General features: G+C 37.7%; 15 protein-coding genes, 1 other RNA gene and 1 other annotated feature. Of the genes, 3 read left to right on the forward strand and 13 right to left on the reverse strand.

All coding sequences use genetic code 11. From position 1 onward, the window contains the following. Positions 1 to 8: 8 nt before the first annotated feature. A complete protein-coding gene (cymR, locus tag IQI_RS09760) occupies positions 9 to 428 on the reverse strand; it encodes a cysteine metabolism transcriptional regulator CymR (protein WP_044339554.1) in 420 nt (139 codons plus the stop codon). Between the two features lie 242 nt (positions 429 to 670). Between cymR and IQI_RS09765 the strand changes: the two genes are divergently transcribed. Together IQI_RS09765 and IQI_RS09770 are read left to right on the forward strand one after the other, a co-directional pair. Next, positions 671 to 1,945, forward strand: a complete 1,275-nt coding sequence (locus IQI_RS09765) for a replication-associated recombination protein A (protein WP_064092460.1) — start codon at positions 671 to 673, stop codon at positions 1,943 to 1,945. A 509-nt stretch (positions 1,946 to 2,454) separates the two neighbouring features. Beyond that, positions 2,455 to 3,174 carry a protein-glutamine gamma-glutamyltransferase gene (locus IQI_RS09770; RefSeq protein ID WP_156509871.1) on the forward strand — a complete coding sequence of 240 codons (720 nt, stop codon included), beginning with the start codon at positions 2,455 to 2,457 and terminating at the stop codon, positions 3,172 to 3,174. Positions 3,175 to 3,356: 182 nt separating this feature from the next. On the opposite strand, the gene IQI_RS09775 is transcribed toward IQI_RS09770, so the two are convergent. The 10 genes from IQI_RS09775 to IQI_RS09820 all read right to left on the reverse strand — a co-directional run bounded on the left by IQI_RS09775 (position 3,357) and on the right by IQI_RS09820 (position 12,178). Beyond that, on the reverse strand, positions 3,357 to 4,307 hold the full coding sequence (locus IQI_RS09775) for an ABC transporter permease (protein ID WP_064092461.1): 951 nt from the start codon (positions 4,305 to 4,307) through the stop codon (positions 3,357 to 3,359). Next, positions 4,300 to 5,226 carry an ABC transporter ATP-binding protein gene (locus IQI_RS09780; protein WP_064092462.1) on the reverse strand — a complete coding sequence of 309 codons (927 nt, stop codon included), beginning with the start codon at positions 5,224 to 5,226 and terminating at the stop codon, positions 4,300 to 4,302. Before IQI_RS09780 ends, IQI_RS09775 begins: the two co-directional genes overlap by 8 nt. An 18-nt stretch (positions 5,227 to 5,244) precedes the next feature. Continuing rightward, complete coding sequence (locus IQI_RS09785; RefSeq protein ID WP_064092463.1) at positions 5,245 to 5,937, reverse strand: ABC transporter ATP-binding protein; 693 nt, start codon at positions 5,935 to 5,937, stop codon at positions 5,245 to 5,247. After that, the gene (locus IQI_RS09790) at positions 5,931 to 6,314 is read right to left on the reverse strand and encodes a GntR family transcriptional regulator (RefSeq protein WP_064092464.1); all 384 of its coding nucleotides are present in this window, start codon (positions 6,312 to 6,314) and stop codon (positions 5,931 to 5,933) included. Before IQI_RS09790 ends, IQI_RS09785 begins: the two co-directional genes overlap by 7 nt. 3 nt (positions 6,315 to 6,317) lie before the next feature. After that, positions 6,318 to 7,097, reverse strand: coding sequence for a hypothetical protein (locus tag IQI_RS09795; RefSeq protein WP_064092465.1), 780 nt, complete (start codon positions 7,095 to 7,097; stop codon positions 6,318 to 6,320). A gap of 178 nt (positions 7,098 to 7,275) precedes the next feature. Further along, positions 7,276 to 8,040: a tRNA threonylcarbamoyladenosine dehydratase gene (locus IQI_RS09800; RefSeq protein ID WP_064092466.1), complete on the reverse strand. Its 765-nt coding sequence runs from the start codon at positions 8,038 to 8,040 to the stop codon at positions 7,276 to 7,278. A 248-nt stretch (positions 8,041 to 8,288) separates the two neighbouring features. Beyond that, positions 8,289 to 8,476: non-coding RNA, 6S RNA (ssrS, locus tag IQI_RS09805), on the reverse strand. 71 nt (positions 8,477 to 8,547) lie between these two features. Beyond that, positions 8,548 to 10,314, reverse strand: a complete 1,767-nt coding sequence (aspS, locus tag IQI_RS09810; RefSeq protein ID WP_064092467.1) for an aspartate--tRNA ligase — start codon at positions 10,312 to 10,314, stop codon at positions 8,548 to 8,550. Between the two features lie 44 nt (positions 10,315 to 10,358). After that, a complete protein-coding gene (gene hisS, locus IQI_RS09815; RefSeq protein ID WP_064092468.1) occupies positions 10,359 to 11,633 on the reverse strand; it encodes a histidine--tRNA ligase in 1,275 nt (424 codons plus the stop codon). A gap of 67 nt (positions 11,634 to 11,700) precedes the next feature. Further along, positions 11,701 to 11,931: a binding site (T-box leader), on the reverse strand. A 70-nt stretch (positions 11,932 to 12,001) separates the two neighbouring features. Further along, positions 12,002 to 12,178: a hypothetical protein gene (locus tag IQI_RS09820; protein ID WP_064092469.1), complete on the reverse strand. Its 177-nt coding sequence runs from the start codon at positions 12,176 to 12,178 to the stop codon at positions 12,002 to 12,004. Positions 12,179 to 12,395: 217 nt separating this feature from the next. Between IQI_RS09820 and IQI_RS09825 the strand changes: the two genes are divergently transcribed. Beyond that, positions 12,396 to 14,150 carry an SH3 domain-containing protein gene (locus IQI_RS09825; RefSeq protein WP_064092470.1) on the forward strand — a complete coding sequence of 585 codons (1,755 nt, stop codon included), beginning with the start codon at positions 12,396 to 12,398 and terminating at the stop codon, positions 14,148 to 14,150. A gap of 37 nt (positions 14,151 to 14,187) precedes the next feature. Here IQI_RS09825 and dtd read toward each other — a convergent pair whose 3' ends face one another. Together dtd and IQI_RS09835 are read right to left on the reverse strand one after the other, a co-directional pair. Further along, complete coding sequence (gene dtd, locus IQI_RS09830; RefSeq protein ID WP_064092471.1) at positions 14,188 to 14,628, reverse strand: D-aminoacyl-tRNA deacylase; 441 nt, start codon at positions 14,626 to 14,628, stop codon at positions 14,188 to 14,190. Between the two features lie 13 nt (positions 14,629 to 14,641). After that, the gene (locus IQI_RS09835; RefSeq protein WP_064092472.1) at positions 14,642 to 16,831 is read right to left on the reverse strand and encodes a RelA/SpoT family protein; all 2,190 of its coding nucleotides are present in this window, start codon (positions 16,829 to 16,831) and stop codon (positions 14,642 to 14,644) included. Between the last annotated feature and the right edge of the window lie 157 nt (positions 16,832 to 16,988).

Raw genomic sequence — 16,988 nt, forward strand, 5'->3', positions numbered from 1 at the left:
ATTTCCTCCTAAATATAAAACATATAAGCGTCTGATTCCCCATCATCTGAATGACTAGCCAGGTCTTCTATTGTTGTATTATCAAGCACTTCTTTTACCGCGTCACGAATACGAATCCACAGCTCTCGTTTTGCTGGCTCTTCGTCCTCTATTCCTTCCACAGGACTTATAGGGCCTTCTAATATACGAATGATATCCCCTGCTGTTATTTCTGAAGGCTCATGTCCTAGAACATAACCACCATAAGCTCCTCGAATACTTCTTACTAAACCGCCGTTGCGTAAAGGTGCCACCAATTGTTCAAGGTAATGCTCTGAAAGCTCGTGCTGTTGAGCAATTGTCTTTAAAGAAGTTGGCCCTTCACCATGACGCTTTGCTAATTCAATCATAATCGTTAAACCGTATCGACCCTTAGTAGATATCTTCATTTCTAGCACCTCTTATATTTGTAAGTTAAGCTATTATCTTTTCTCGAATTTTTTAAATGTTCATTAATCTACGAGTATTCCTCTATTTATTATTGACTTTTGTCATTATAGCATAACCAACCATGCACTGTGAAAGGGTTAGACTCTTTTTCGCCTAGTCTTATTCAGACTCAACATTTCCTTAAATGATGTGCCTATGATAAAGTAAACGTAAGTAGAACGTCAGTTTGGAGAGATATTCAATGTCTATAAAACCACTTGCCTTTAAAATGAGACCGCGAACAATTGAAGAAATCATTGGTCAACAGCATTTAGTAGGAGATGGAAAAATCATTGACCGGATGGTGAAAGCGAAACAGCTTTCCTCTATGATTTTATACGGACCACCTGGAATTGGTAAAACGTCCATCGCAAGTGCCATTGCCGGCAGTACAAAATACAGATTCAAAACATTAAATGCTGTTACAAACAACAAAAAAGATATCCAAATTGTTGCTGAAGAGGCTAAAATGTCTGGGAAAGTGATTCTTCTTTTAGATGAAGTACACCGATTAGACAAAGGAAAACAAGATTTCCTTCTGCCGTATTTAGAGAATGGGATGATTACCCTTATCGGTGCTACAACAAGTAACCCATATCATGCCATTAACCCTGCCATTAGAAGTAGATGTCAGATTTTCGAATTGAAGCCATTAAGCATTGAGGAAATGAAAATCGCATTACATCGGGCAATTCATGATGAAGAACGTGGACTCGGAGAATATTCTCTGCATGTTACAGAAGAAGCCATTGAACATTTTGCAGGCAGCAGCTTTGGAGATGTGAGAAGTTCATTAAATGCTTTAGAGCTTGCTGTGTTATCAACCTCTCCCAATGAAGAAGGCATCATCTCTATTGATGTAAGTATTGCAGAGGAATGTTTACAGAAGAAGAGCTTCTCCCACGATAAAGATGGGGATGCCCATTATGATGTGTTAAGTGCGTTTCAAAAGTCCATTCGTGGAAGTGATGTCAACGCTTCTCTTCACTATTTAGGAAGACTCGTTGAAGCTTCGGACCTTCCTAGTATTGCCAGGAGAATATTGGTGATTGCGTATGAAGATATCGGCCTCGCCAACCCTCAAGCTGGACCTAGAACATTAGCCGCTGTAGAGACAGCTGAGAAAATTGGATTCCCGGAAGCCAGGATCCCTTTAGCCAATGCGATTATAGAGCTTTGCCTTTCACCTAAATCAAACTCAGCCATTTCTGCCATTGATCAAGCACTTGATGATATTCGTAAAGGAAAAAGTGGGGAGGTTCCTGATCATCTAAAGGATGCTCATTATCAAGGAGCAAAAGAATTAGGTAGGGGTATTCAATACAAATATCCTCATGATTACGAATCAGGATGGGTACCACAAACGTATTTACCAGTTCGCTTAAAGAATGCCCAGTATTATACTCCTAAATCTACCGGGAAGTTTGAACAAGCCATTGCCCAAGTGTATGAGAAAATTAATAAACAGATGAAGTGAGTGTTTTGCTCATTCATTTACTATGTTCATTTAACTTGGTAAATAGGATGAGCAAAACACTTTTTCAATTGTGTTTATACCATTTCTGAAATCTTCAACATATAGTAATAAAAAAGATAGTCATAGTTGATTCCGCTACAGAATGCTCGTTTTCCAAATGGCGTTCGTACTGAGACCTCATAAGCGCTCCTATCCAACATCCACAGGAAAGCATCCTAGTTCCATAAATTTATAATAAACCTCAATAATTTCCCAATTGTTTTAAACGGAAAAATAATCATTTCAGGTACCAAAGATGCTCCATTAATGGTATGGTTCCAAATTTTTTCTTTTTCATAATCTAATTTCTCCTCCCTGTTCATTATTTTAAATTATATTGAAAAATTCACCATATATAAAACAATCTCCATCTCCACCTTACACATGCTGGATGTCAGAGACTTTGTCAGATTTCTTTTTATAAAATTACAATGTTTAACCTATTAAATAAGATGCAGGAGGTGAGTGAATTGATTTCGATTTCCGATGGTTCATTTAGTAAAAATGCAACAAAGCTAACATCTAATGAAAAAAAGATTCTGAATGCTTTAGAGAATAGTCCTACTGAGTATCAATATCGAAACCTTGATGAGCTTTATTATGAAATAAGGTTACGAGAAAAAATCATAACCAATAGCCGATTACTAAATGATAGTGATGCTAAGTTTTCCTCCTTTGAACACTCCTACTTTAATCCAACTTTCTGGACAAAACAAAATAATGGATACTTACTTAATAAGGGAAAACGTCCTTCTGAAGCCATTGAAGATATCTTCACGAACAGCTCTGCATATAGTTTTGAGTGTGTCACTTCTATCGTCCTCATATACTACAAATCTATCCTTGATACTATAAATACTCATTATTTTAATGAACTTTTCTCACAACTCCTTGTTTGGGGCCACCATTTTGATTCAGATCTTAGTATGGTTACCTATGAAGGACTGGACTACATCCCTGGAGATGTTTATTACTTCTACAATCCCGATTTTGAAGATCCCATTTGGATGGGGGAAAATTCAGTTTACCTGGAAGAAGGTCAGTATTTCGGTCATGGAATCGGAATCGTTACTCATAATGAGATGGTAGAAGCTCTAAACTCCCTTCGTAAAGAGGATGCCAAGAAGGACGCCTACCTTTTGGAACAAGTGACTAGACTCGTTTTTTCCGATTTTTATTTATACACATAAAATGACGGGCACTTTAAAGTGCCCGTCATTTTGTTTGGAATAGATATTTGCGATATTTTCACTATATCAAGCGAAATTCTGAATATATTTGCGATATTTTCACTATATCAAGCGAAATTCACAATTTATTTGCGAGCTACCGATTTTCCGACGCTAATCGACACTTGGAAATAAACCAATCCCTAGGCAGCAACGTCTCTCTTGTTAAAGACGATGAAGGCAAGTAATTGAAAGATAATAAAATAAATGATGAGCATTGTGATGGAAAATCCCATGGTCATGCCTTCTACCATCTTTGGAGTAAAGCCTGTGTATTGTGTTAAGTCTGTATTTGCAAACAGACTATATTTTGCCCAATCAAATTTAATTGCTAGAAGCTGTGTTACATTGGCACCCATAAATAATAAGAAAAGAGATATACCTATGGCTAAAGAACTGCTTCTAAATACGGTGGAAATCATAAAGGCCATTGTCGCTACCATTGCCACATCAATTGTTTTTAATAAGTAGGTTTTAATCAAATAACCCACTATGTTTTGCTCCTCTACTTTACCATCTACGTAAGCTAAATGAATCGATTGGTCTGCACCACCGAATAGGATCAGTCCTAACAGAAGGGATACTACAAATAATATAGCTAGCATCGTAGTACCATATAAAAGAACGGTAATATACTTAGACACTAAGATTTTCGTTCTGGATATTGGGCGGATTAGAAGTAATTTAATCGTTCCCCATGAGAACTCACCAGCCACAATGCTCGCTGCAACAATAATCGCAAACATCCCCACCAGGGTTACGGTAAAACCATTGGTCTCAACAAACGTCCAAACCGTTGTATTCCAGTTCGGTTCAATATTATTATCGATCCGGTATTCATTAATGGCTATGTTTTGTTCTATCATTCCTTTATTTATTCGATTCGTATCTGAGCTTTGGGATAGAGCTTGTTTATCCCCTTCAACTTGTGCAGAAAGCTCTTGCTTCCAATTGGAAGCAGCTTCTGATTTCGTGTCATTGTATTTAATGGCTGCCCCTGTAATGCCAATTACTAAGATTAATATTCCAAGCATGACATATGTGCCGACCCGCTTAAAAATCTTTCCCCATTCATTTCTTATGAGACTAAGCATGCAAGAACTCTCCTTTATCATTCGTAATTTCTAAGAATCGGTCTTCTAACGATTTTGCAATCGGCATGACACTGAACATTTCCACTCCATTTTCTACTAACAACCTAATGATATGAGGAACCTGCTCTTTCGTTAATCCTACTTGAACTTGTGAATCCTTAATATCAAACTTCAAAGTAGGGTCAAACTTATTGAATACTTCATGTACAAGGACTGCATTATCCACCTCAAACTGATAAACCTGCTCAGACCCTTGAACAAAGTCATGAACAGTTTGAACGTCTATAAGCCTCCCTTTTTGAATAATGCCAATTCGATCACACATCATTTCCATTTCAGATAAGAGATGGCTGGAAACAATGACAGACATCCCTTCTTCTCTAGCCAGTTTGCGGATATACGCTCTGATTTCTCGAATTCCGGCAGGATCTAATCCATTGGTTGGTTCATCTAATATTAATAGCTTCGGCTTATGAAGTAAGCATTGAGCTAAGCCTAATCGCTGTCTCATTCCAAGTGAATATGTTTTAACTTTGTCATGAATTCGATCCGTTAATCCAACTAGTTCAACCACTTCTTTTATTCGATCATCTGAAACTCCTTTATGCATTCTAGCAAAGTGCTTCAGATTTTGATGACCTGTCATAAATTTATAAAGCTCTGGATTTTCAACAATCGCCCCGACTTCTTTTATTGCACCAGCAAAATCTTTCTTTATGCTTTTCCCAGCAATGACCACATCACCTTTTGAAATACTCATTAAGCCAACAATCATACGAATGGTTGTCGTTTTCCCCGCACCATTAGGTCCTAAAAAACCAAATACTTCTCCTTCATACACATCAAATGAAAGTGAATCAATAATCGTCTTTCCTTTAATTGTTTTTGACACATTCTCTAATTGAACAACTGGTTTCATCCTTTGCTTTCCCCCTTTTTATATTGCTGTTTTCTTTAACCATTGCAAAACAGATAATCCCTCTTCTTCTCTAAGCTCCTCCACCCGGCAATGACCCTTGATTTCCCCATCGTGAATGATATAAGCCTCATCAAGAATAGCTTCAATTTCATCAATTTCATGTGTAGCAATAATTACGGTCTGATTTCCAAAATCAATATAAGAAAGTAGGCCCCTTACGATGGAATCCCTCACCATAGGGTCTAATCCGGAAAATGGTTCATCCAATAGAAGTACTTCTGTATTTCGCGAAAGAGCAAGCACCAGCTTAAGTCGTCCGCGATTCCCTTTGGATAAATGCTTAATTTTCTTACTAGTATCAAGCTTCATAAAGGCAATTAGTTCCTTCGCTCTCTCCCTGTCAAAATCTATAAACTGAGAAGCATAGAAGCGGATCATTCCTTCCACAGTAAATGCTTCATAAAACATATCCAACTCCGTGAGGTAAGAAACCTTACTGGCAATTTTTCTTGTTATCCTTTCATTGTTCATGGTTACATTTCCTGAGTTAGGTAGTACCAGTCCTGCAATCATTTTTAGCGTCGTAGATTTCCCACTACCATTAGGACCGAGCAAACCATAAATTTTTCCTTTTTCAAAGAGGAAACTAGTGTTACTTAGAGCTTTTTCATTTCCGTACTTCTTTGTAACATTTTCAAAATGTATCACCATTTTTTTGTCTCCTCTCGTTCACTATGATACTTCTCTATACTTGATATCATTTCTTTCTTAGTTAACCCAAGTTCCTTCATGTTTTGAATAAAGTCTTCAACTACTTCTCGTTGTATTTTTGCATTCAGTTCTATAAGAATATCTTCTTTTTCCGTTACAAAGGTACCCTGCCCTCTCTTTGTTTCCACAACGCCCATCCTTTCTAACTCGCTATAAGTACGTTGAATGGTATTTGGGTTTACTCCTGATTGAACCGCCATCTCTCTTACTGAAGGTAATTTCCCTCCTGGAGTTAGTTCCTTCCTTACAATTTCTCGAATAATTCGATCAGCAATTTGTAGGTATATGGGCTTGGAAGCTGAATATTCATCTGTCATTTATTACACCTCAACCTTACGATCTAATAACCAGCACGAAATAATAAATAGGGTGATCATGACAAAGCCTTCAAAAATAAAAGGAAGCATGGGCATTGGAATAATTTCTGCATTCATTCCAAATTCCGCTTCTCCTGGCCCTATTGTAAAAAACAAACCTGAATTCACATTGATTGTAAAGCGTTCAAAGAAAAGTTTTTGCACCCATTTTAAACTCATAAAAAATGAAATAATACTTTGATAAACAATGATAAATCCAATAATCACCATCCATCTAATATTTTTTATTAAAGGATATTTATTTAACGCATGATAAAGCGTCCAAAAGAAGATGGTCCAAACAGAAAAGTAAAGGGCTACTGTAGTAACAACTAAATTAAAGGAAACTCCCTCTTTAAATGGCCAATATGAAAAGAGTCCATTTTCAGGGAAAAGTGCCAAACTGATCATTCCTAATCCATCCACAACGAATAAGGAAAGTGTTGAGTAAAGGAAAGCTATCATTATTTTAGAAATGATTAGAGTAAATCCATTTTGTGGGGTATGCAACCATAATTGTGTATTTCCTTCTAATTTAAGCATTGAGACAACAATCGTTGGAAGGACGGCAATGTGAAATACGCCTATCATTATGAGAAAGAAAATGACAACACTGGGATTGTTCACAACGTTACCAATTACTATTCCAATTACATAAATTAGAAAAATAATGGCCAACCACCCTACAAACCAAATTTTCGACGTTTGATAGTCCTTCCAAAGAAGGCCTTTGAAAGCATTCATACACTCACTCCTTATACGTGTTTTAGTGTTCTAGTTAAATAGTACACTATTACATTTTATTTCGTCAATGAAATTTTAACAAAAAATAGGAGGTTTATTGTTAAAATCTGGAGTGAAAAGGTAATCCCATTAAAAAGACTGACTCACCAGATGGTGAGTCAGTCTGTGAATTACATATTTATTTATCCTTCACTCTTTTAATTTCTATATCCTTTAAAAGCTCGTTAATAACGTGACTTGCTGCAATCAATCCTGCTACTGATGGAACAAAGGCATTTGAAGACGGAGGAAGCTGCGCTTTTCTAATTTTCGCATCATCCTTTCCTACTTCTTTTCGAATCTCTTCTCGTATCACGATTGGGCTTTCATCAGAGAACACGACTGTTACACCTTTTTTAATTCCTTCTTTTTTCAGACGAGTCCGAATCACCTTTGCGATGGGGTCAGTGTGTGTTTTACTAATATCGGCAATTTGGAAGCGGGTTGGATCATTTTTGTTCGCTGCTCCCATGCTGGCGATTAGTGGAATTTCTCGTTTTAAGCATTCTTTCATCAAATGAATCTTATATGAAATGGTATCAGACGCATCAATGACGTAATCTAAGCCTTGATTAAAAAATTCTTCATAGGTTTCTTCTGTATAGAACATCTTAAGTGCAATGACTTCACATTCAGGATTAATATCCTTAATACGATCTCTCATTAAATCAACTTTTGGTTGACCAACAGTTGAGAGCAATGCATGGACTTGACGATTTACATTGGTAATATCCACATCATCTTTATCCACTAATACAAGACGGCCTACACCTGATCGAGCCAAAGCTTCAGCGGCAAAGGAGCCTACTCCCCCAATACCTAAAACGGCTACAGTACTATTTTTAAGGGTTTGAAGTCCTTCTTTTCCGATCGCTAGTTCATTTCGTGAAAACTGGTGTAGCAAAATAATCAACTCCATTATAAGTATTCAACTAGGTTTATACTGAATTAGAATAAAGGATTACAGTGGGAAAATCAACATGAAATCCTGTCCTGTTTATCGTTTACCCCATTCAATTGAGGTTTAGTCTAATTATTTATGAGGGGATAATTGTAGAGGGATAGCCTAATCCCTTCAAAAACACAAAAAAGCCAGGCTTTTAAAAGCCTGACTTCCTATTAATTTAAGGATACATCATGTAAATCACTTAGTCGAGTCCCAATTGTGCCGTCGCTACATTTCCTTCGTTTTGAACCCGCTCTCGGCAGGTGGGTGCTCTGTTCCAGTCTTTGTTAGTCCTCAGCGTGAGGCATGAACGCAAACCAGAAACGTCAAGCTCCCGAAGGTATAAGTGTTCGGTCAAAACTGTTAGGTAAAACGTCGTACACATCAGGACTCGTTTGTTATTGTTTAAATAATACCATAAGGACCTGTGAATTTCAACGAAGGGCCCTACGGAATATTTTTACATTATTCTACATCAAGTGACAATGATAATTCTTTTAATTGTCCTTCACTTACCCCACCAGGCGCTTCTGTAAGTAAACAACTTGCACTGGCTGTTTTAGGGAATGCAATGGTATCACGAAGATTTGTACGTCCTGCCAATAGCATTACGACACGGTCTAATCCCAGTGCGATTCCACCATGTGGAGGAGTACCATATTCGAATGCTTCTAATAAGAAACCAAATTGTGCTTCAGCTTCTTCCTTCGAAAACCCTAATACATTGAACATTTTTTCTTGAATATCGCGCTCATAGATACGAAGAGATCCTCCTCCAAGTTCATAACCATTCAGAACCAGATCATAGGCTTCAGCACGAACCTTTTCAGGAGCAGTTTCAAAAAGTTCAAGGTCTTCTCTTACTGGCATGGTAAACGGATGGTGAGCTGCATAATAGCGATTTTCACCTTCATCATATTCAAGTAATGGCCAATCTGTTACCCAAAGGAAATTGAATTTGCTTTCGTCAATTAGCTTTAATTCTTTTCCTAATTTAAGACGTAGCGCACCTAATGCATCTGCTACCACTGATGTTTTATCAGCTACAAATAATAATAGATCTCCTGCTTCGGCATCAGCAGTTGTTGAAATTTGAGAGGCATCCTCTTCCGTTACAAATTTAGCAATGGGACCCTTCAAACCTTCCTCTTCTACTTTAAGCCAAGCGAGTCCTTTTGCTCCGTAAACAGCTACGAATTCTGTTAAGGCATCAATGTCCTTACGAGAATATTGAGAAGCTCCACCTTTAACGTTGATTAATTTCACCTGTCCTCCACTTTGGACAGCTCCTGAAAATACTTTAAAGCCTGAATCCTTCACGATTTCAGAAACATCAATAAGCTCCATTCCAAAGCGCGTATCAGGTTTATCTGAACCAAAGCGATTCATTGCATCGTCATAGGTCATAGTTGGGAAAGGCGTTTGAACACTTACCCCTTTCGCATCAACCATAAGCTTTTTCATCATATCCTCCACTAGAGACATGATTTCCTCTTTTTCCATAAAGCTCATTTCCATATCAATTTGAGTGAATTCTGGTTGACGATCTGCTCGAAGATCTTCATCACGGAAGCAGCGTGCAATTTGATAGTATCGATCAAACCCAGAAACCATTAACAATTGCTTAAAAATTTGTGGCGACTGTGGCAATGCATAAAATTCACTTGGGTGAACTCGACTAGGCACTAAGTAGTCACGAGCCCCTTCAGGAGTACTCTTCGTTAGAATCGGGGTTTCTATATCTAGAAAACCATTTTCATTTAAGAAAGTACGGAAAGAAGTTGTTACGTTATGACGCATCTTTAATGTTTCTTGCATTGCTTGACGACGAAGGTCGATGTAACGATACTTTAAACGAATATCCTCTGAAACTCCCATTTGATCGTCAGTCATAAATGGAGGAGTTTTGGATTCATTGATAATTTGTACGTGATCTGCTTGAATCTCCACTTTACCAGTCTTTAAGTTAGCATTAACTGTACCTTCTCCCCTTACTACAACGGTTCCGGTTACACTTAACACGTACTCGTTTCGAATTTTCTCAGCAAGGCCGAGAGCTTCCTTTGATAAATCTGGATTGAAGACAACCTGAACGATACCTTCTCTGTCACGAAGATCGATGAATATTAAGCCACCTAAATCTCTTCTTTTTTGTACCCAACCTTTGATTGTCACTTTCTCACCGATTAATGATTCTGTAATTTCTCCGCAATAAGCTGTCCTTTTTGCCATCATGTTCTCCTCCTTGTCAAATGCACCACTGTATAAATACTGTTTTATTTACCTAATTTATCTTTTACATTTGAAACGAATGAATCAAGACTTATTTCTTCTTGTTCCCCCGTAGCCATATCTTTTAGGTTGATTTTATTTTCCTTCAACTCATTTTCTCCAATAACGGCCACATACTTCGCTTCATATCGGTCAGCTGCTTTAAATTGCCCTTTAACCTTTCGATCTAAATAATCTTTTTCAGAAGATATACCTTCTACTCTCAGATTGTGAAGAAGCTTTACAGCATAATCTTTGGCCTCATCACCAAGTGAAACAATAAAGCAATCTACCCCTTGTTCAATTGGAAGTTCTACCTTTTCTGCTTCAAGAGCTGAAAGAAGTCTTTCAATGCTAAATGCAAAGCCGATTCCAGGTGTTTGTGGACCACCAATCATTTCTACTAATCCATTGTAACGCCCTCCACCACAAAGGGTTGTAATAGCACCAAATCCTTCAGCATCACTCATGATTTCAAAAGCTGTGTGATTATAATAATCCAGGCCACGGACCAAGGTCGGGTCCACTTCGAATTTTACATTCATGGCTGATAAATAGGCTTGAACCTTTTCAAAATAAGCCTTAGATTCATCATTTAAATAGTCTAGAATAGATGGAGCTGTCGACATTAATTCATGATCTCGATCTTTTTTACAATCAAGGATTCTCAATGGGTTTTTCTCTAACCGATTTTGACAATCTCCACAAAACTCATCAATTCTTGGTTTAAAGTGATTGATAAGAGCCTCTCTGTGAGCATTTCGACTTCCTGCGTCCCCAAGGCTGTTGATCACTAACTTTAGTTGATTTAAGCCTAATTTCTGATAAATACCCATTGCTAAAGAAATGACTTCTGCATCAATGGCAGGATCTTCGCTTCCGAGTGCCTCTACCCCAAACTGAACGAATTGACGATAACGTCCTGCTTGCGGTCTTTCATATCGAAACATTGGTCCTGTATAAAAAAGTTTTGTGGGTTGGCTCGGGGTTCCGAACATTTTATTGCCTACAAAGGATCGAACAACAGATGCTGTTCCTTCTGGTCGAAGAGCTAAGCTCCTTCCACCTCTATCCTCAAACATATACATTTCCTTTTGTACAATATCAGTTGTATCTCCTACACCTCGAGTAAACAATTCACTCGCTTCGAATATAGGAGTGCGAATTTCTTTATATTGATAGGCATGACAAAGATCTTTTGCCACTTCCTCTACATACTGCCATTTCTCTACCTCACCTGGTAAGATATCCTGTGTACCTCTTGGTATTTGAATCGTCAAGATGATTCCTCCTTTACACTTTACCGTATTTTTATGTAAATAAAAAAAGCCCTCAATCCCTTGTAAAACAAGGGACGAGAGCTATTATTCCCGTGGTGCCACCCTAATTGAAGTCTATAAAGACCTCCACTTAGCCAGTTAACGCCTGGTACGTTCATCTCCTACTAGAATATCTCTTTCAGAGCGAAACCTCCCCGAGTGTTCATTCACTAAGTTACAAAGTAGAAATGCTTTCAGCCAAGGCATTTCCTCTCTTTACCAGTAAGGTTTAGCTACTATGCTCGATCAACGGTTTTATTAAAGTTATTTTGTTTATCTAATGATACGTATGCCACAAGTCCATGTCAAGAGGTTGGAGAAAAATTTCATTACGATCTCTCCATTTTCTTTTTTAACAGCTTTACTTCCCTTAATGATAAACCAAATTCTGAGGCAAGCTCTACGTTCAAAGCGTCCTTCTCACGTTCTAAAAAGTTGTGAAAATCGATGCCGAATAACTGATTATCACCCTTTGTACTCATAAATCCCTTTTCACTAGATCTCATCAAACCATCCCTTTCAAAGACTGCTTAACTCTATCATTTCCAATTACCTATTTTTTTTTCGTAATAGAGGAATTTATTTTTTTTTATCGTATTAAAAACATATGGTTCTTAAATAACCTAAAGATTGAATTGAGTTAATTGACGATTTTTGGACAATTTTCTTTAATAACAGTAAAAAGATCCGATATTACATAAGGCGATAAAAAAGGGGGTGAAAATGATTAAGAAACTAATTGCTACCATACTGACTTTGTTCTTAATCCTTCCATCTCTACCAAACATGGTGGATTTGGCACATGCTGAATCAGGCAAGGTAACCATTAGTGTTTCAACACTTAATGTTCGAAAGGGTCCAGGGTTGAGTTACCCGGTCGTAACAAAAGTACATAGTGGAGAACAGTTCAACGTTGTTGACTCGAAAAATGAGTGGTATAAGATCCAAACAGGCAGTGTGGATGGCTGGGTTGCAAACTGGCTTGTTACAAGAGTATCCTCGGCTTCCCCTCAATCTTCTGAAAAATCAGGAACTGTTTCAGCAAATGGATTGAGAGTTAGGCAAGGTCCCAGTACTTCTGACGGAATCGTATCTGTTCTATATAAGGGAGATAAGGTTACCATTACGAATCAAAAGGGCAGCTGGTTATCTATTGAAGCGGGAAATATAAAAGGATGGGTTCATCAAGATTATGTCAGTCAAACACTTTCCAACTCTCCCTCTGCTCCTGTTAAGAACACGGAGAGCAAGCAAGGAATCATAACTGTCAGTTCACTTAATGTCAGGGAATCCCCTTCACTTAGTAGTACTGTATTAGGAGTCGTTCACAAGGGAACTCGAGTAGACCTGACAGGAAGTATTTCCGGATGGTATGAAATAAAATTTGGAACCAAAAAGGCTTGGATTAGCGATAAATACGTCGAAGACAGCAGTTCGAGTTCTGGAAGTGAGTCTTCTGCTTCTGTTCAACAAAGCTTAGTAGGGACGATAACCGTTTACTCTTTAAATGTTCGAGACAAAGCATCATTGAATGGAAATGTCGTAGGTAAGGTGTCAAAAGGTGAAAAATATACCATACTCAAAGAAGAGAATAATTGGTATCAAATTTCATTTTCTAATGGGAATTCCGGATGGGTAGCGGGATGGTTTGTTCAAAAAACAGTTGAAGCACCCCCTCAGGAAAACTCATCTCAATCACATTCAAATGAAAGAGTGACCATTCTTTACAACGGAACAAATATTCGAAGCGAGTCTAATGTGCAATCAAGGGTTGTAAAACGGGCGAATAGCGGGGAAACGTTTCAGGTTATGGGTAAAAGTGGAGATTGGTATGAAATCAAACTAGAGAACGGAAGCCTTGCTTTTGTTGCTGGGTGGATAGTATCTATTCAATCGAACACCGGTTCAACCACAAACCCTTCTCCCACTTCAAAAAGTGGAATCAGGAATAAGGTCATTGTCATTGACCCTGGCCACGGCGGTAGAGATGGCGGTACTACTGGGGCAAGGGGTACTTTAGAAAAGATTCTTACGATGAGAACAGGTGAACTTATAGCCGACAAACTGAAAAGTGCGGGTGCTACAGTCATTTTGACAAGGAAAAATGACGAATATGTTTCTCTGAATTCAAGAGTATCTTTATCCCATTACTATAATGCAGACGCATTTGTCAGTCTCCATTATGACAGTATATACGACTCCTCCGTAGCGGGTCATACAACCTATTATTATCAAAACTACCAAAGGGACCTTGCCGTTGATGTGAATGAAAGCTTAGCTAACCGATTACCTACAAGGGATCGTGGAGTGAAAGTCGGGAATTATCATGTTATTCGGGAAAATAAGCAGAAAGCAGTATTATTGGAGTTAGGCTTCCTTAGTAACCCAACAGAAGAAGCCAATGTTAACTCTCTTTATTTTCAAGATTTGGCTGCAACAGCTATTTATCAGGGATTAAGTAATTATTTTTCTAACTAAAAAGAGCTGACCCACTTGCAAATGGGTCAGCTCTTTATTATTTACTCTCAACTATTAGAGTCACTGGGCCATCATTGGTTAAGCTTACATCCATCATGGCTCCAAAAACTCCCGTTTCTACTTTAATTCCTTTTTCGATCAATAGATTATTAAAATAATCGTAAATAGACTTAGCTTGATCAGGCTTAGCTGCATTCATAAAGTTGGGTCTCCTGCCTTTTTTACAATCACCATAGAGTGTAAATTGAGAGACCGAAAGAATCTCACCCTTTACATCTAATAGAGAATGATTCATCTTTCCATCGGCATCTTCAAAAATGCGTAAATTCACAATCTTGTCTGCTACATAGTTTGCTTCTTCTTCCGTATCATCATGTGTTATACCAACAAGCAACACGAGTCCAGATTCTATATGACCTTTTATTTCTCCATCAACAGTGACGGAGGCTTCTTTACTTCTTTGTAAAACAACCTTCATAAAGAAATCTCCTTTAGTTCAAAATACGTCTTACTGCATATATATCAGAAATTTGTTTGATTCTCTCTACAACTTTGTGTAAATGGGAGATGTTATGAATCGAAATGGACATATTAATCGTAGCTACTTTATTTCGATCTGACCTTCCACTTACTGCTGATATATTTGTTTTCGTTTCATTTACAGCCTGAAGTACTTCATTTAACAAGCCTCTGCGATCATACCCTGATATCTCAATATCCACATTGTATTCTTTTCGATTGTTTCCATCACTTTCCCAGGAAACAGGGATTAAGCGTTGTTCTACTTCGTCGGCTTTCACATTTGTACAATCAGCTCGGTGAACTGAAACGCCTCGTCCCTTTGTAATAAAGCCGACTATCTCATCTCCCGGAACTGGACTACAGCAACGGGATAAACGAATCAGAAGATTATCAATACCTTCTACTTGGACTCCAGCATCCTTTTTTCGTTTAACTGGTTGAGCATTTAATTCTTTTATCGTTTCTTCAAAAATATCTTCCTGTTCACGCTTGCGTCGATCTTTTTCAGTAAGTCGGTTTGCAATTTGTGCTGCAGTGATCCCATTATAACCAACAGCCGCATACATATCTTCTTCGTTAGAGAAATTAAACTTCTCTGAAACACGCTTAATGTTTTCAGCAGTTAAAATTTCTTTTACATCAAAATCAAGGTTTTTGATTTCTTTCTCTACTAACTCCCGACCCTTTTCAATATTTTCTTCTCTTCTTTGTTTCTTGAAAAATTGTTTGATTTTATTTTTGGCTTGAGATGTTTGAGCAAGCTTTAACCAGTCTTGACTTGGGCCATATGAATGCTTAGAAGTTAAAATCTCAATAATATCTCCTGTTTTCAACTTATAATCCAGTGTCACCATTTTCCCATTCACTTTCGCACCGATGGTTTTGTTTCCAATCTCTGAATGAATGCGATAGGAAAAATCGATTGGTACAGAGCCAGAAGGTAATTCAATAACATCCCCTTTTGGTGTAAATACAAATACCATATCTGAAAACAGATCGATCTTTAAAGATTCCATAAATTCTTCAGCATTTGCCGACTCATTTTGAAATTCCAATATTTCTCTAAACCAGGAAAGCTTTTTCTCGAAGGATACGTTTTCATGATCTGCTTTTCCTTCTTTGTATGCCCAGTGTGCCGCTACACCATATTCAGCAATTTGATGCATTTCCAACGTTCTAATCTGAACTTCTAAAGGATCTCCTTTAGGACCTATTACGGTTGTATGAAGAGATTGATACATATTTGGTTTAGGCATAGCAATATAATCCTTGAAGCGTCCAGGCATTGGCTTCCAGCAAGTATGAACAATTCCTAAAACCGCATAGCAATCTTTAATGCTATCCACGACTACACGCACGGCCAACAAGTCATATATTTCGTTAAACTGCTTATTTTGAAGAGCCATTTTACGATAAATACTATAAATATGCTTAGGTCGTCCTGAAATATCTGATTTAATCTTGACGTCTCCTAATTTATCTTTAACCTCTGTCACGACATCATCAAGGTATTCTTCTCGTTCCGCACGTTTTTTCTTCATTAAGTTTACGATACGGTAATATTGCTGGGGATTTAAATAACGTAAAGACGTGTCTTCTAATTCCCATTTGATTTTAGAAATACCTAATCGATGGGCTAATGGAGCAAAAATTTCAAGGGTTTCATTTGAAATCCTTCTCTGCTTTTCTTGGGGCAAATGCTTCAAAGTTCTCATATTATGCAGTCGGTCTGCTAATTTAATTAAAATGACACGTATATCCTGAGCCATTGCCACAAACATTTTTCGGTGATTTTCTGCTTGTTGTTCTTCATGGGACTTGTACTTAATCTTACCAAGCTTTGTGACCCCATCTACGAGCATTGCTACTTCTGCATTGAATGCCTCTGCAATTTCCCCAAGAGAAATACCTGTGTCTTCCACCACATCATGAAGAAACCCTGCTGCTACAGTGGCTGGGTCCATCTCTAAGTCAGCTAAAATGCCTGCAACTTGAATAGGATGAATGATGTAGGGTTCACCAGATTTACGATACTGTTCACTATGAGCGTCTCTTGCATACTCATAGGCTTTCTGCACCAATTCCACATTTTCATCGTTTAAATATTCTCTTGTTTTATCTATAACCTGTTCAGGGGTTAGTACTTGATCTTTAGACATGATCAAAATCACCTTTATAATTTAATTTATTTCACTAATGTACGATAGTAATGATTGTTACTATTATCAAAAAAAAATTGTATTATGTAAAGGGTTTAGGAGAAAATTCTCAGAAACCCTCAATTTTCGTCGAATTTTGTCGATTCTTTAAAGGTTT

The sequence above is a fragment of the Rossellomorea aquimaris TF-12 genome (genome assembly GCF_001648555.1).
GTDB lineage: Bacteria > Bacillota > Bacilli > Bacillales > Bacillaceae_B > Rossellomorea > Rossellomorea aquimaris.

What these genes read in the sequence shown, in the direction of transcription:
- IQI_RS09765 (WP_064092460.1), top strand. Translation starts at nt 671, where the DNA reads ATGTCTATAAAACCACTTGCCTTTAAAATGAGACCGCGAACAATTGAA.
- IQI_RS09795 (WP_064092465.1), bottom strand. Translation starts at nt 7,097, where the DNA reads ATGAATGCTTTCAAAGGCCTTCTTTGGAAGGACTATCAAACGTCGAAA.
- IQI_RS09785 (WP_064092463.1), bottom strand. Translation starts at nt 5,937, where the DNA reads ATGGTGATACATTTTGAAAATGTTACAAAGAAGTACGGAAATGAAAAA.
- IQI_RS09825 (WP_064092470.1), top strand. Translation starts at nt 12,396, where the DNA reads ATGATTAAGAAACTAATTGCTACCATACTGACTTTGTTCTTAATCCTT.
- IQI_RS09780 (WP_064092462.1), bottom strand. Translation starts at nt 5,226, where the DNA reads ATGAAACCAGTTGTTCAATTAGAGAATGTGTCAAAAACAATTAAAGGA.
- cymR (WP_044339554.1), bottom strand. Translation starts at nt 428, where the DNA reads ATGAAGATATCTACTAAGGGTCGATACGGTTTAACGATTATGATTGAA.
- aspS (WP_064092467.1), bottom strand. Translation starts at nt 10,314, where the DNA reads ATGGCAAAAAGGACAGCTTATTGCGGAGAAATTACAGAATCATTAATC.
- IQI_RS09775 (WP_064092461.1), bottom strand. Translation starts at nt 4,307, where the DNA reads ATGCTTAGTCTCATAAGAAATGAATGGGGAAAGATTTTTAAGCGGGTC.
- dtd (WP_064092471.1), bottom strand. Translation starts at nt 14,628, where the DNA reads ATGAAGGTTGTTTTACAAAGAAGTAAAGAAGCCTCCGTCACTGTTGAT.
- IQI_RS09820 (WP_064092469.1), bottom strand. Translation starts at nt 12,178, where the DNA reads ATGAGATCTAGTGAAAAGGGATTTATGAGTACAAAGGGTGATAATCAG.
- IQI_RS09835 (WP_064092472.1), bottom strand. Translation starts at nt 16,831, where the DNA reads ATGTCTAAAGATCAAGTACTAACCCCTGAACAGGTTATAGATAAAACA.
- IQI_RS09790 (WP_064092464.1), bottom strand. Translation starts at nt 6,314, where the DNA reads ATGACAGATGAATATTCAGCTTCCAAGCCCATATACCTACAAATTGCT.